The sequence below is a fragment of the Halosimplex yunnanense genome, assembly GCF_054504345.1.
On record NZ_JBTJEL010000035.1, the window covers coordinates 104,605 to 118,803 of the forward strand.

11 protein-coding genes are annotated in these 14,199 nt (G+C 67.8%); 9 read left to right on the forward strand and 2 right to left on the reverse strand.

Annotation, left to right across the window (positions count from 1 at the left end; translation table 11 throughout):
* Positions 1-12: 12 nt before the first annotated feature.
* Positions 13-1,995 carry a MutS-related protein gene (locus AB2U09_RS14170; protein WP_459193378.1) on the forward strand — a complete coding sequence of 661 codons (1,983 nt, stop codon included), beginning with the start codon at positions 13-15 and terminating at the stop codon, positions 1,993-1,995.
* A 373-nt stretch (positions 1,996-2,368) separates the two neighbouring features.
* Here the strand turns inward: AB2U09_RS14170 and tatC are convergent, their stop codons facing one another.
* Positions 2,369-4,093, reverse strand: a complete 1,725-nt coding sequence (gene tatC, locus AB2U09_RS14175) for a twin-arginine translocase subunit TatC (protein WP_459193379.1) — start codon at positions 4,091-4,093, stop codon at positions 2,369-2,371.
* Between the two features lie 161 nt (positions 4,094-4,254).
* Here tatC and AB2U09_RS14180 point away from each other — a divergent pair, with 161 nt between their 5' ends.
* The 7 genes from AB2U09_RS14180 to AB2U09_RS14210 all read left to right on the forward strand — a co-directional run bounded on the left by AB2U09_RS14180 (position 4,255) and on the right by AB2U09_RS14210 (position 10,788).
* A complete protein-coding gene (locus tag AB2U09_RS14180) occupies positions 4,255-6,462 on the forward strand; it encodes a twin-arginine translocase subunit TatC (protein WP_459193380.1) in 2,208 nt (735 codons plus the stop codon).
* A 322-nt stretch (positions 6,463-6,784) separates the two neighbouring features.
* Positions 6,785-8,215, forward strand: coding sequence for a cytochrome ubiquinol oxidase subunit I (locus AB2U09_RS14185; protein ID WP_459193381.1), 1,431 nt, complete (start codon positions 6,785-6,787; stop codon positions 8,213-8,215).
* Positions 8,208-9,248 (forward strand): cytochrome d ubiquinol oxidase subunit II, encoded by a 1,041-nt coding sequence (cydB, locus tag AB2U09_RS14190; RefSeq protein WP_459193382.1) that lies wholly within the window; start codon positions 8,208-8,210, stop codon positions 9,246-9,248. The genes AB2U09_RS14185 and cydB overlap by 8 nt, the downstream gene beginning before the upstream one ends.
* A complete protein-coding gene (locus AB2U09_RS14195; RefSeq protein WP_459193383.1) occupies positions 9,248-9,499 on the forward strand; it encodes a hypothetical protein in 252 nt (83 codons plus the stop codon). Before cydB ends, AB2U09_RS14195 begins: the two co-directional genes overlap by 1 nt.
* A 64-nt stretch (positions 9,500-9,563) precedes the next feature.
* Entirely contained in the window at positions 9,564-9,740 is a 177-nt protein-coding gene (locus AB2U09_RS14200; RefSeq protein WP_459193384.1) for a ribbon-helix-helix domain-containing protein, read from the forward strand.
* Entirely contained in the window at positions 9,737-10,450 is a 714-nt protein-coding gene (locus AB2U09_RS14205) for a queuosine precursor transporter (protein ID WP_459193385.1), read from the forward strand. The genes AB2U09_RS14200 and AB2U09_RS14205 overlap by 4 nt, the downstream gene beginning before the upstream one ends.
* 95 nt (positions 10,451-10,545) lie before the next feature.
* The gene (locus tag AB2U09_RS14210) at positions 10,546-10,788 is read left to right on the forward strand and encodes a hypothetical protein (RefSeq protein WP_459193386.1); all 243 of its coding nucleotides are present in this window, start codon (positions 10,546-10,548) and stop codon (positions 10,786-10,788) included.
* A 1-nt stretch (position 10,789) separates the two neighbouring features.
* Here the strand turns inward: AB2U09_RS14210 and AB2U09_RS14215 are convergent, their stop codons facing one another.
* Positions 10,790-11,812 (reverse strand): DUF5787 family protein, encoded by a 1,023-nt coding sequence (locus AB2U09_RS14215; RefSeq protein WP_459193387.1) that lies wholly within the window; start codon positions 11,810-11,812, stop codon positions 10,790-10,792.
* Between the two features lie 157 nt (positions 11,813-11,969).
* On the opposite strand from AB2U09_RS14215, the gene AB2U09_RS14220 reads away from it, so the two are divergent.
* Positions 11,970-14,165 (forward strand): vWA domain-containing protein, encoded by a 2,196-nt coding sequence (locus AB2U09_RS14220; RefSeq protein WP_459193388.1) that lies wholly within the window; start codon positions 11,970-11,972, stop codon positions 14,163-14,165.
* The last annotated feature ends 34 nt before the right edge of the window (positions 14,166-14,199 follow it).

Below are 14,199 nucleotides of genomic sequence, written 5' to 3' on the forward strand. Positions count from 1 at the left end.
TACAGGCGGTAGATGGACATCGAGACGATCCCCGGGGTCGGCGAGAAGACGGCCGAAGCGCTCTCGGCGCTCGACGATCCCGAGCGTGCGCTCAGCGACGGGGACGTGGCCACGCTGTCGCGCGCACCGGGCATCAGCGACGGTCGGGCGGCCCGCATCGCTCGCGCGGCCATCCGGAAGCGCCACGGCGACCCCGGCGGGTTCGCCGCGACCTCGCGCGCCCAGGAGATCTACCGTGACGCCCTCGATCTGGTCGCCGACCACGCCGTCACCCGCTACGCCGAACGCCGACTGGAGACGTTCTACCCCTCGCCCTCCCCATCCCGCGTCGAAGAGGCCCGGGAGTTCGCCGCCCGCGCCGTCGAGCGCGACCCCGATCCGGAGGTCCGCGGCGCCCTCGCCGGCGTCGAGCCCCTCGAATCGCCGCCGAACGTCCGCGTCCGCGACCGCTGTCTCGCCACCACCGACGCCGAGACCTACGCTCGCGCCCAAGAGGCCCTCCCCGAGGTAAGCGTCGAGATCGTCGACGACGCCCGCGGCCTCGCGGACCTCGCACGGGGCTACGCCACCGTCGTCGCGCTCGACGATGCCTTCACCGGCGTCGAGGTCGACGGCGACGTCCGCGTCGAACCCGACGCCCTCGACGACCCCGCGACCGTCGTCCCCGAGCGCACGCTCGCTTTCTTCGCGCACAACCGCAACCGCCTGCGGGCCGCCGTCGAGGTCCACCGCGCCGCCGACCTGGAGCCGCCCTGCGACCTCGACAAGCTCGAAGACGCTCTCTCCCGCATCGACACCGAGGGCAACGTCGCCGACGACGAGGAACTGAAGCGCCTCCAGAACGCCGTCGACGACCTCGACGCCGCCGTCTCGACCGCCGAGAGCGTCGCCAACGACCGCCTGCGGGAGGCCATCGAGGAGCGCGACGTCACCATCGAGGGCGCGGACCTCCTCTCGTTGGTCGAGCAGGGCGCCGGCGTCGACTCGCTGCTCCAGCGCGAACTCGCCGACGAGTACGCCGCGGCCGTGACCGACGCTCGCGAGCACCTGATCGACGCCCTCGGCCTCGACGACTACGCCGACGTCGCCCGGCGGGCGTTCCCCGACCAGCCGACCTTCCCCGTCCAGCGCGACGAGGAGGTCGTCTCCCGCCTGCGCGAGGAACTCACCACCGCCCGCGACCGCCGCGCGACCCGCCTCAAACGGGAGGTCGCTACCGACCTCGCCGACGCCCGCGAGGACGCCGACGCCCTCGCCGAGGCCGCGCTCGAACTCGACGTCGAACTCGCCATCGCCCGCTTCGCCCGCGAGTACGACTGCACCATGCCGGAGTTCGGCGGTAGCGGCATCGCCATCGAGGGCGGCCGCTCGCCCCTGCTCGACGTCCCCTTCGACGAGGTCGACCCCGTCGACTACGAGGTCGAAGGCGTCGCCCTCCTCACCGGCGTCAACAGCGGTGGGAAGACCTCCGTCCTCGATCTCGTCGCGCTGACGGTCACGCTCGCGCACATGGGCCTGCCCGTCCCCGCAGACGCCGCCCGCGTCGAGCAGGTCGAGGAACTGCACTACCACGCCAAGACCCAGGGGACCCTCGACGCCGGCGCCTTCGAGTCCACCCTCCGGGAGTTCGGGGCGCTCGTCGACGAGATCCGCTCGGGCGACGGGGGCGACGTACTCGTCCTCGTCGACGAACTGGAGAGCATCACCGAGCCCGGCGCGAGCGCGAAGATCATGGCCGGCATCCTCGAGGCGTTCGACGAACGGGAGGCCACCGCCGTCTTCGTCACCCACCTCGCCCGCGAGATCCAGGAGTCCGCCCGCACCGACCTCGACGTCGACGGCATCGAAGCCGAGGGGTTGGTCGACGGCGAACTCAAAGTCGACCGCTCGCCGGTCAAGGACGTCCTCGCGCGCTCGACCCCCGAACTCATCGTCGAGAAACTGGCCGACGAACGCGACGGCTTCTACGTGGAACTCCTGGAAAAGTTCGACTGAGGAATTCGAGGGATGGCGCGCGCTGTCGCGAGTCTCGTCTCGCGACGACATCGTGCGAGGGATGAGCGATGGAGCGAAGCGACTGAGCGAATCGGTTGGGGAGGCGTGTGGCCGTCTGCGGTGCAGTGCGGTCGCGGTGCTGTTTCCTGGTGGATTGAAAGGGCGAGGCGGGCTCGCGTTCATGTAGTCGCCTGCGCGGGCCACTATCCGCGCGGGCAGTGCGGAGAGCGCGGATATCCCGCCGCAGCGACCGCGAGCGCGCCGAGGGCTTTCATCTCTCAGCCCACGATGCGGTTGCGGTCACTACAACTCCTAGCGGACGCCATGCGAGTGATCAGCGCTCACTCCGGACTACGGGAAAACCAGCAACTGCTCACTCTCGACGCTGGTACCAGTCGAGCGCAGCCACAGTAGCCTCGAAGGCGAGGATCAGGCCGACCACCACACCAGCCGACTCGGCCGTCGAGAGGTCGACGGCGTCGATGCGCTGGAGCAGCACGGGGTCGGGGCTCCCGAGGTAGCCGATGGCCAGCGAGAGGGGCCAGACGGCCACTCGCGCCCGGGCGAACGTCCGGTAGGCGCGGCCGGTGCGGCGGGCGCGGCGGGCGAGATACAGCGCGGCCTCGTAGAGCGCGATGAGGGAGAGGCCGATCAAAAGCGGCGTCATCTGGGTCACGCCGAACTCCGCGAGCGCCGACGTGACTTCCGCCGGGAGCTGGTCGTAGTAGCCCGATGGGAGCGGGGCAGTGCTGACTGCGTAGCCGGCGACGACGGCGGCCAGCCAGACGAACGGCCGGCGGGCCGCGAGGTCTGCGGCCTCGACCGCGGTCGCCTCGCCCGTCCAGTACAGCAGCAGGAGCGTGCCCTCGAACAGCAGGATCATCGTCGCGGCGACGAGGATGGGGGCCATGCCGGTCGGGTCCGGGCTGAAGAGGAAGGCGACGGTGGCGAACCCGCCCCAGAAGTAGATGCGCCGCGCCGCGAGCCAGCGCCGCGAGGTGACGCCCATCATCACCGCGAGCATGATGAGCAGCGGGATCTGGAAGACCAACGCGAAGAAGCCGAGCATCATCACGATGAGGTTGAACGTCTCGGTCAGGCTGAAGGTGATCTCGGCGGCCTGGCCCGTGTAGCCGGTGAAGTACGCGAACAGCGTCGGGAGCACGAGCAGGTACGCGAAGAACACGCCGACGAACGCGAGGACGAGGCTGGTCGGGACGGAGGCGAGGTAATAGCGTCGTTCGCGGGGGTAGAGACCGGGGCGCATGAACAGGTACGATTCGTAGACGGTCACCGGGAGCGCGACGATGAAGCCGACCAGCGAGGCGACCTTCAGGCGGGCGAACATCAGCGCGAGCGGGTGGAAGAGGTACGGGCAGGCGGCGTCGGCCGAGGTGGCCGTCGTCGGACACGCCGACGCCGAGCCGGGCAAAAACGAGTACCACAGGAAGTTGATCATGCGGTCGGCGAAGGGGAACGCCAGTCCGGACACCAGCGCCATCACGACGACGACGACGCCCAGCCGGCGGACCATCTCCTCGATGTGCTGGGCCAGGGGCATCTCCTGGTCGTCCGGCGCACCGACGTCCTCGGGCGCGGGCGGTGCGCCCTCGGCCGGCCCGCCCGTCGAGGGGTTCGCGTGGGGGTTGATGTCGCCGCCGAACTCCGTGGACGCACCGGACCCGCCGTCGGCCGCCGCGTCGCTCTCCTCGTCGTCGACTGTGGCCGCACTATGCTCGCCGGCGCCCGCGTCGCCACCCGAGTCCGGCGGACTGCCGGTCTCGGCGGCGGCGGAGCCGGGGCCGGCGTCGTCCGGGCGATTGTCCGGGTGGTCGTCCGTCCAGACGGGGTCGGGCGACTCGTCGTGAGAATCGTCGTCGCCGTCGGACGCGGAGGGGTCATCGGTCGTGTCGTCCGCGTCGTCGGACGAATCGTCCGTATCGTCGGAGTCGTCGTCCGCGGAACTGTCGTCCGGGAGCCCGCCGGTTCGTCGGTCGGTCAGCGGATCGGAGCGGTCCGACGAGTCGTCACCGCGCTCGTCGTGCGGACCGGCGGCTTCCTCGTCGTCGTCCGCGTCGCCGGGCCGCTCGTCAGTCATTCGTCGCCGGGTTTGCGCTCCCCTATTGTAAGCCTTCTTTTCGCGGACACGCTAGCCCACCCTCGAGCGCGCCGCTCGGGCTATCGAAGGGCCGTTCGAGCCGCGATCGCGGTCTCGTGATGAATAGATTGATAACAGTCACTCGGTTACCACTCCCCGAGATGGCTGCCGCGATCGACGAGGACACCAAACGGACCGTCGCACAGGGTCGCGCGACCCTCGGGTCCATGATCGGCAGCGCCCGCGAAGACCTCCAGAAGGCGTTCATGGTCTTCGTCATCGGGTTCATGGGGACGTTCTACGCCCTGCGGCTCTACGTCTGGGACCAGCTCAAGGCCGACCTGAACCCCCAGGAGCTCGCGAATTCGGATAAAGTGGTCAAGATCGTCGCCACGACGCCGTTCGACGTGATCCTGTTGCAGGCGAAGATCGGGATGGCAGTCGGCGTCCTGATGGCGATCCCCGTCGTCATTTACTACGGCCGCGACGCCCTGCGCGCCCGGGGCTGGTGGCCGGCCGAGGACGTCCCGAAGTGGAAACTCGCCTTCCCGGTGATACTGTCCGTCGTCCTCTTCCTCGCGGGCCTCGCGTACGCCTACTACCTGTTCTTCCCGCTCATGCTCGGATTCCTCGCCGGCAACGCCGCGACCGCCGGCTTCCAGCCCTCCTGGTCCATCGTCAAGTGGACCCAGTTCATCGCCTTCCTCGGCCTGTCGTTCGGCCTCGCGGCGCAACTGCCGCTGGCGATGAGTTCGCTGTCGTACCTGCGCATCCTCAGCTACCAGGCGATGCGCGACCGCTGGCGGTACGCGGTCATGGCGATTTTCGTCTTCGGCGCGTTCTTCTCGCCGCCCGACCCGCTCACCCAGATCATGTGGGCGCTCCCGCTGGTCGGCCTCTACGCCTTCAGCCTCGCGCTCGCACGCTTCGCCGAACTCCTCCGCCGGTCGGCCGACGAGGTCTCGACCGGGCAGGTCATCCGCAGCTACTGGAACCAGCTGGCCGGCATTGCCCTCCTGACCTTCGCCGCGGGCTACCTCTTCGTCACCCGCTACGGCGTCGCCGCGATCAACGACCTGCTCGCCAGCCTCCCCGAGAAGTACCAGCGCGGCCCTTACCCCAGCCTCGCAGAGCTAACCGGGCTGGACCCCCAGCTGGTCGCCGCGCTCGTCGGCCTCGGCGTGATGGCCGTCGCGCTCGTCGCCGCGCTGTTCGTCTTCGCGATCCGCGAACTCGACGCGGCCCGCGACCCCACGGAGCCGACGGGGTCGCCCGCCGATATCGACCTGCTCGCCCTCGACGCGGCGGCGATCCCCGCGACGCCCCCGGAGCGCTTCGAGGAGATGGACGAGGGCGAAGCGACCGAACTCGCTCGCGAGGCGCTGCAGGAGCAGGAAGACCCCGACAAGGCACAGGCCATCCTCGACCGCTTCGACGAGATCCAGGAGGCCCAGGAACAGCGCGCCGAAGCCGAAGGCGGCGACGGGGCGACTGGCACGGACACCGACGACGAAGACGAGGGCGGCATCTTCACCTCGACGACCGCGGGCGTGGTCGACTCGTTCACCGAGGAGGAGACGACCGAGGACGACATCGGCGGCTACTACTACGACATCGCGTTCATCCTCGAGAGCCTCACCTCGCGGGCGTTCCGTATCGTCGGCCTGTTCGGCATCGTGATGGCCGCGACGTTCGTCTTCCTCTACCAGGGCGGGATCGGGCGGCTCCAGCGGATCTTCTTCAGCCGGATGCCCGAGAGCCAGGAAGTGCAGGCCAACATCGTGACGCTCCACCCCGCCGAGGCGCTCATCTTCGAGATCAAGTTCGCGACGTTGCTCGGGCTCGTGGCGACGCTTCCGCTCATCCTCTACTACATCTGGCCGCGGCTCAAAGAGCGCGGGCTCGTCGGCGGCGACCGGCGCGTCCTCGGCGCGTGGGCCGTCTCCCTGCTCGTCGGCATCGTCGGCGGGAGCCTGCTCGGGTTCCTGTACATCGCACCGGCGATCATCTCGTGGCTCGCGGCCGACGCCATCCAGTCGAGCATGGTCATCTACTACCGGATCAACAACTTCGGCTGGCTGGTCGTCGCCACTACCGTCGGCGTCGGCCTGCTCGTCGAGGTGCCCGTGACCATGTTCCTGTTCCACCGCGGCCGCCTGATCACCTTCCAGACCATGTTCGACCGCTGGCGGACGGTCGTCATGGCCATCATCGTGACGGCCGCGTTCCTCACCCCCTCCAGCCTGCTCACCATGCTCGTGTTCTCCATCCCCACGGCGCTCGCGTACATGGTCGGCCTCGCGCTCCTGTGGGTCTACACCCTCGGCGGCCGCCGCTCCCCCCGTCGAGAGGGCGAAGCCGCCGACTGACGAGGCCGGCGCTCGCGCCTCGGAGACACCCGAGGACCGTTCACTCTACTCTCAAAATGATTTCACGCCGTTCCGACCCCGGATAGCCCGCGGCTCGTTCGCTGCGGCACTCGATGAGCACCCGCGATCCGCTGTCTCCCATCGTCGAATTTCCGTCGGTAACCCTGCATCTACGACCTCCAGGAACAAAACATGTTCGGCGATTTCATGTCGGTGGGAATGCTGACACGGCATACCACCCCCGGGTTCGTAGCTCGCCGCGACCGGTCGGAGTGGGCTTCCGGGCCGCGCTGGGCCGCTCCGACGACCGCCCTACCCAGTCATGATCGACCCAGTCATCGCCAGCCGGTTCCAGTTCGCACTGACGACGATCGTCCACATCATCTTCCCCGTGATGAGTATGGGCCTCGCTCCGTTTCTCGTCTATTTCACGTGGAAGGAGATCCGCGACGGCGATCCCATCTACGAGCAGCTGCGGCGGTTCTGGACGAAGATCTTCGCCCTCTCGTTCGTCGTGGGGACGGTGACCGGGATCGTCCTGGAGTTCGAGTTCGGGACGAACTTCGCCGCGTTCTCGACGATCGCCGGCGAACTGTTCGGCGGCCCGCTCGCGCTGGAGGGGATGATGGCGTTCATGCTCGAGGCGACCTTCCTCGGCGTGTTCGTCTTCGGCCGCGAGCGCGTCGGCGACCCCCTGTACTTCGTCTCCGCGGTCGCCGTCGGTCTCGGGACGTGGCTCTCGGCCGTCTGGATCCTGATCGCCAACTCCTGGATGCAGACCCCTCGCGGGTTCGAACTCGTCGAGTCCGGCGGCCGCGAGGTCGTCCGGCTCACCGACCCGCTCGCCGCCTATCTCAACCCGCGCTTTCCCTACATGTTCGTCCACATGCAGAACGCAGCCGTGCTCTCGGTGGCGCTCGTGATGGCGGGGATCGGCGCCTACTACGTCTTCCGTCACCACGTCTGGGGAACAAACGTCCCGAATCGCCGGTTCTGGGAGCGCACGCTGAAGATCGCGCTCGTCGCGCTGGTGATCACCGCCCCCTTCCAGGTGGTCCACGGCGACGTCTACGCCCGCCACGTCTCCGAGAGCCAGCCACAGAAGTTCGCCGCAATGGAGGCCGTCTGGGAGACGGACTCGTACGTCCCCGAGTACATCGTCGCGTTCCCGACGAGCCTCGACGACATCGCGGACCCGAAGGCCAAGGACATCTTCGGCATCGGGATCCCGGGCGGCGCCTCGTGGCTCGCCAGCGGGGGTGACGCGCAGGCGACGATCACCGGACTGAACGAATTCGAGGGCGCTCCACCAGTCGCCGTCGTCTTCTGGTCGTTCCGGATCATGGTCGCGCTCGGCTGCTGGTTCGTCCTCCTCGCGTTCTGGGGCGCAGTCCGGTGGTACCGCGGCGGCCTCCTCGATGACGACCTGCTGCACAAGGCGCTGATGGGATCGGCGCCGCTCGGGGTCATCGCCGTCGAACTCGGATGGGTCGTCACCGAGGTCGGTCGACAGCCGTGGGTGATCCAGAACGTCCTGAAGACCGGCGACGGGGTCTCACCCGGCCTCACCGGCGGCGAGGCGACCCTGACTCTGGCCGGGTTCGCTGCCGTCTACCTCGGCCTCTTGACCCTGTACGGCTACGTCTTCGCCCGGATCGTCCGCGCCGGCCCGCCCGGCGGCGACGACCTGCGTAGCGTCGATGCGGACGACATCGACGCCCCCCTCGCACCCGGGGTGACCGTCGATGACTGAGCCCGTCGCGGCCGCGGCCCTCGGGGCGGGTTCCGCACCGGCGCTCTCGCTCGCCGACGGCCCCCTGTTCGGGCTGCCACTGCCCGACCTGTGGTTCGGCCTCCTCTTTTTCATCCTGGCCGTGTTCCTCGTCCTCGACGGGTTCGATTTCGGCGTCGGCGCGCTGTTCGCCACCCGATCGAACCCCCACGAGCGCGAGCAGTTGATCGCCGCTATCGGCCCGTTCTGGGACGGCAACGAGGTGTGGCTGGTCGTCTTCGGCGGCGCGATGTTCGCCGCGTTCCCGAGCGTCTACGCGGCGCTTTTCAGCCGCCACTACCTGCTCATGTTCGCCATCCTCGGCGCGCTCATCCTCCGCGGGCTCGCACCCGAACTGTACGAACAGCGCGAGGACGGCGTCTGGCGGCGGTGGTGGGGCCGCGCGTTCGTCGTCGGGAGCGTCGCCGCGCCCCTGTTCCTCGGGCTGTTCGCCGCCAACTGGGTGCTCGGCGCGACGCACATCCTCACGATCCCCGGTCTCGTCGTCGGTCTCGCCGTCGTCGCGCTGACCGTCGTCGACGGCGCGGCGTTCCTCCGTCTCAAGACCCGCGGCGACCTGCAGGCAGACCTCGAACGGGCCGGCCTGCGTGCGCTCGTCGCGTACGTCGCCCTCGTCGTGCTCGCGCTCGGCGTGATCTACGCGACGAGGCCGGCAGTCCGCTCGGCGCTCACCTCGCCACTCGCGCTCGCGCTCGTCGGCCTGACGGTCGCGCTGGCCGCGGGGTACGCCGTCGCGATGCGCCGCGACCGGCACCTCCCGGCGTTCGCGGCCGCGACGGGCCTGGTTTTCGCCCTCGTCGGCGTCGTCGCGCGCCTGACCTACCCCTACATGGACCGCGCGGTCGGGACAACCGTCGACGGCGCGATCGTCTCGACGCTCCCGCTGAACCTCATGTCGATCGGCGCCGCCGTGTTGCTCCCGCTCGTGTTCACCTACTTCGCGGTGCTGTACTCGACGTTCAGCGGTCCGATCGAAGCGGGGGAGACCTACTGATGAGCGCCGCCGTCTCCGACGGGTCCGCCTCGCTTGTCTCCCGGACGCTGATCACCTGGCTCGAACTCACCGTCGTCGGCATCACGGGCGGAGCCGTCGGCGCGGCGGTCGGCGGGCCGCCCGCGTTCGTCGCGTACCTCCTGACGACGCTCCTCTCCGTCGGAGTCCTGTTCTACAACGTCGCCGCTCTCGTCGACGCGCGGACCGGGTCCGACGAGCGCGACGAATCCCCGTCGCCGAAAACCGGCTGACTGCTCGGCCAGCGCCGTCCGAAGCGATCCGCCTATATTCTTCAGGGGGTATCTGGGGAATATCATGCCGAAGATAAGCGTGGAAGTACCCAAGGAACTGCTCGACGATCTGGACGAGCACGTCGGGGAGGACGGCAAGTTCGTCAACCGGAGCGAGGCCATCCGGGCGTCCATGCGGAAGACGCTCGACGTGCTCGACGACATCGACTCCCGGCAGGGCCGGATGGAGGAGGAGCGATGAGCGAGCCGCGCCCGGCGCCGTCGCCGGTGCAGGTCGGGCTCATCGGCCTGTTCGTCACCGCGATCGTCACGGCGCAGGTGACCGCCTCGAAGCTCTTGCAGTTCCAGTTGCCCGTCGACCTGCCGCTTGCCGGCGATGCGCTGGTGCTCCCGGGCGCGGCGCTGGCGTACGCGCTTACCTTCTTCGCTTCGGACTGCTACTCGGAGCTGTACGGCCGCAAGGCCGCCACCGTCGTCGTCAACGTCGGTTTCGCGATGAACTTCGTCCTGCTGCTGCTGGTCTGGAGCACCATCGAGGCGCCCGCGCTCCCGCAGGTCGCGGACGGACAGATCGATCTGGCGGCGTTCCGAAGCGTCCTCGGCTCCAGCACCTCCATCGTCGTCGCGAGCCTCTCGGCGTACGTCGTGAGCCAGAACTGGGACGTCTTCGCCTTCCACTGGATCCGCGACGCGACCGACGGCGAGCACCTCTGGCTGCGCAACATCGGCTCGACCGCCACCAGCCAGCTCATCGACACGGTCATCTTCATCCTCGTCGGCTTCGTCCTGCTGGGCGGCACCTCCCCCTCCGGCGCCGTCGCGCTCATCGCCGGCCAGTACGTCTTCAAGCTGCTCGTCGCCGTCGTCGACACGCCCTTCGTCTACGCCGTCGTCGCCGCCGTCCGCTCGCGGAAGACCGCTTCCGCGACCGCCTACTCCCGACCGGAGTGACCGGACAACGCTGCCCCGCACGCTCTCCGACGCCGGCCCGCGCCCGTTCCCGTCCCGCCCCACACAATTATGCCGGTAGCGCACTTCTCGGGGGTATGAATATGGAAGCGGACGCCGTTCTGGAGGAACGGCCGGTCGTGGCGACGGTCGTCGTCGCGCTCGTCGCGACAGTGGCCTACGCCGGGATCCAGCTCGTCGGCGACGGCTCGGTCGCCGTTGCCGAAACCGCCTCGTTCGTCCTCGTGTTCACGCTCGTCTACGTCGCCGGCGCTCGCTATCTCCGCGATCGCGCCGATGCCGAGTCCGACGCCTCGTTCTCGGACGAGTCCGCCGAGTGACTCACTCCAGAAAGCGATCCAGCCCGGTCTGGCGACGGGCGACGCCGTCCGGATCCGGTTCCCACGCGCTGCGGCGCGCCCTGATCGCGGCCGTGTCGACCGCTTGCTGACCCTCGTCGGCCGCCCCGTTCTCTTCGTCGTCCCCTCGCTCGCCCTCGACGGGTTCGTACCCCGGGCACTCGGGACCGCAGTCGACGACCGGGCGGACGACGCCCCCCTTCCACTCGCACCACGGGAGCCCGGCGTCGGCGTACTCGGCCGGGTCGGCCGCGCTGGCGTCCCAGCGCTCGCAGTCGGGGGCGTCGTAGGTCCGCCAGCCCTTGCCGTAGGCGCGCTCGGCGATGCGGCGGCGCTGGCGGCGCTTCTCGGCGACAGTGACCGGACGGACGTTCGTCCGGCCCGCCTCCCGGTCGATCAGTTCGATGCCGGGCCCGTCGGTCGCCAGCGGTTGGGCCTCGCGGACGACCTCGCGCTCGCCCGTTTCGGGGTCGAACCGCCAGACGCCGACCTCCTCGGGGAAGCGGTTGAGGTGGGCGCCGGTGACGTAGGTCTCCGTCGCGAGGACCACCCGGTCGAACAGACCGAGCGAGACGTCGATACGCAACTGGTCGCGCAGATCTCCCGGCCGATCGAGGTCGGGTTTGTTCTCGATCCCCACGAGCGAATCGAACCAGTCGGGATAGCGGACGGTCTGGCGGACCGCCGTGGTCGATCCCGCCCGTTCGCGTTCGAAAAAGCCCAGTTCGACCGCCCGGTCCGCGATCGCGCGGGCGCGCTCGGGATGACAGTCGAAGGCGTCCGCCGCCGGGCGGGCGGTCCCGGGACCGACGTCACTCTCGATGGCCAGTGGCGGGATGGTCTGGGGCGTGATCGCCGCGCGGCGGTCGAACTCGCGACCCGGGTCGACGCAGACCACGTCGGCGACCCGCCCACCGTGGATCGCGGCGCCGAGTTGCCGCGCGACGATGCGGTCCGGCCGCTCGAGATGGGCGCACAGCGCGAGTTCGAACGCGAACTCCTGCACAGAGACGGGTTGGCGCGAGCGGATATAAGCGCGACGCGTCGGGGGAGTGTCCCTATCGAGAGACCACCCAGATCCGGCGAGAGGAGCCTAGTGACCCCATCGGTACACTTTTGATCGGTGGTGAGTAACTGGCAACGAACAGAGGGTGACGTGGGAAATGGGAACTATCGAAGCGACGGGGAGAGGGCAGTCCGGCATCATCGGCATGGTGATCCTGATCGGACTGGTACTGGCGGGGGCAGTGCTGGTCGTGGCGACCGGCTCGACTGCGATCAACGACATCCAGCAGGACCGGGCGGACACGAGTTCGCAGGTCCTCATGGAGGGAGTCGACTCGGATCTCGCGACGCTGACGAGTTCGGAGTACTCCGCGCGGGATCGGTTCTCGCTCGGCGACCTCGAACGGAACGACGCCCGGTTGCGACGCTCGGGCTCGTTGAACGTCACGGTCAATCGGAACGGGACCTGTGCGACAAACATCACGCTGAGTTCGATCCGCTACGAGAACGACGAGGGCCAGACCGTCGCCTACGAAGCCGGTGGCGTCTGGACGGCCGGCGACGGCGGGAGCGCGATGCAGACCGCGCCCGACGTCCGGTATCGCAACGGGAGCCTCGACGTCGCGGTGACGAACCTCACGGGCGACGTGAACACCGACCAGAACCAGGCGTTCTACAACGCGAGCACGTCCCAGCGCGAGTCCACCGAGCGCTCCCAGCAGGTGATCACCGGGACCTGCGCCCGGCCCGACAACGTCACCGTGAAAGTCCAGAGCGACTTCTACGTGGGATGGGGCGCCTACCTGAGCGACGAGTTAGGCGTCGAGACCTCCGTCTACGACTCGAACCGGACTGCCATCGCCTACCTCAACCAGAGCAAGCTCCCGCGACGCGTCGACGACAGCCGCAATCACGTCATCAACGTCTCCGGCGCGCCGTACATGGACGAGGTCGAAATCGACGGGAACACGATCCGGGTCACGAAGAACACCTCCAACGACTACAGCACCTACGTCGAGGCGCTGTCGAAGAACCGGATCGACATCGGGCAGATCAGGCGCATCGAGAACGCACAGAACGTCTCCGGTGCACCGCTAGACGTGGTGTTCGTCTTCGACGAATCGGGATCGATGGGAGATCCTGCCGACCCCGATTGCGACGATAGTTGCCAAACGAAGCGTGAAGCGGCGATTGAGGCCACTCAAAACTTCACTGACGCCCTCAACAGTTCACGAGATCGAGTCGGACTGATCGGTTTTCAGGAGGACGCCTCTGGGCGGGCACACTACTACCGGACTGGCGGGTACTATTTGACGAACGATTTCGCCCAGTTCGACGCAAACACGGTGAACGAAATTATCGCCGACGGATACACGTACGTCTGGGCTGGGCTTCGCGACTCCAACCAGCTGCACCACCTGAAGAGTAACCAGACGAGAGAGCGCGTCGTCGTTCTTCTTTCTGACGGGGAAAACAACTGTGACGGCTGTTCCGTCGAAATAGACGGTCGACCCGAGGATCCCGACGATGCGACGGAGATATATGCTGACAAGGCGGCCGAGATGGGTGTCACCATCCATTCAATCGGCTTTGGACCGGGCAGGGACGAATCGCTGCTCCGGTACATAAATGAGACTACAGGAGGCCAGTATTATTACGCAGACGACGCCGAGGAACTGAACGATGCGTTCCAGAACATCGCGAGTCGAGTCTCGAGTACCCGTCAGATCGCTCGGATGCCCACGTCAACGAGTCTACAGACAGGGGCAGGCCAGACGTACGCGCCCCAGATCGCCGGCGACACCGACCGGATCGCCGTCAATACCTCCGGTGGAGCGCGATACCTGAACATTAACGATCCGACTGCGCCGACGCTGTTCAGTCACGGGTTCGCGCTCGCCGACAACGAATCGCTGACGATCAACGCCTCGACCTACAACTGCGCCGAATGGCGTGGCACCGGGATCACGCGGTCGCACAACGGTTCGTCGTACCAGGTCACTCGCTGTACGAACATGACGACTCAGGATACAACTATCGGAGACGAAGAGAGTGAGGTAGATGTCTACCGCGACGGCAGCAACATGACCGACTTCTTCGAGGGCGACGACCCGGCGTGGTGGCAAGAGAACGTCACGGATGCCATCGATTCCCGGTCCGATGTCCGACTCAACACGACGAGCAACATTATCAGCATGAAAAGCAACCAGGCGCTTGTCGTCCTGAACTACCCCGACGGGACGAACTCGACGAACCACCTTGCACTCCTCTATCAAGTTGGGCTCGCCGAATCCGAAGCGCGGCCGGAAGGCGTTATCAACATCAGGGTCAACAACGTCAAGGTCTCGTCCTGAGCAACGACATCGGGAGCCTGTAGTTTCTTGGTAC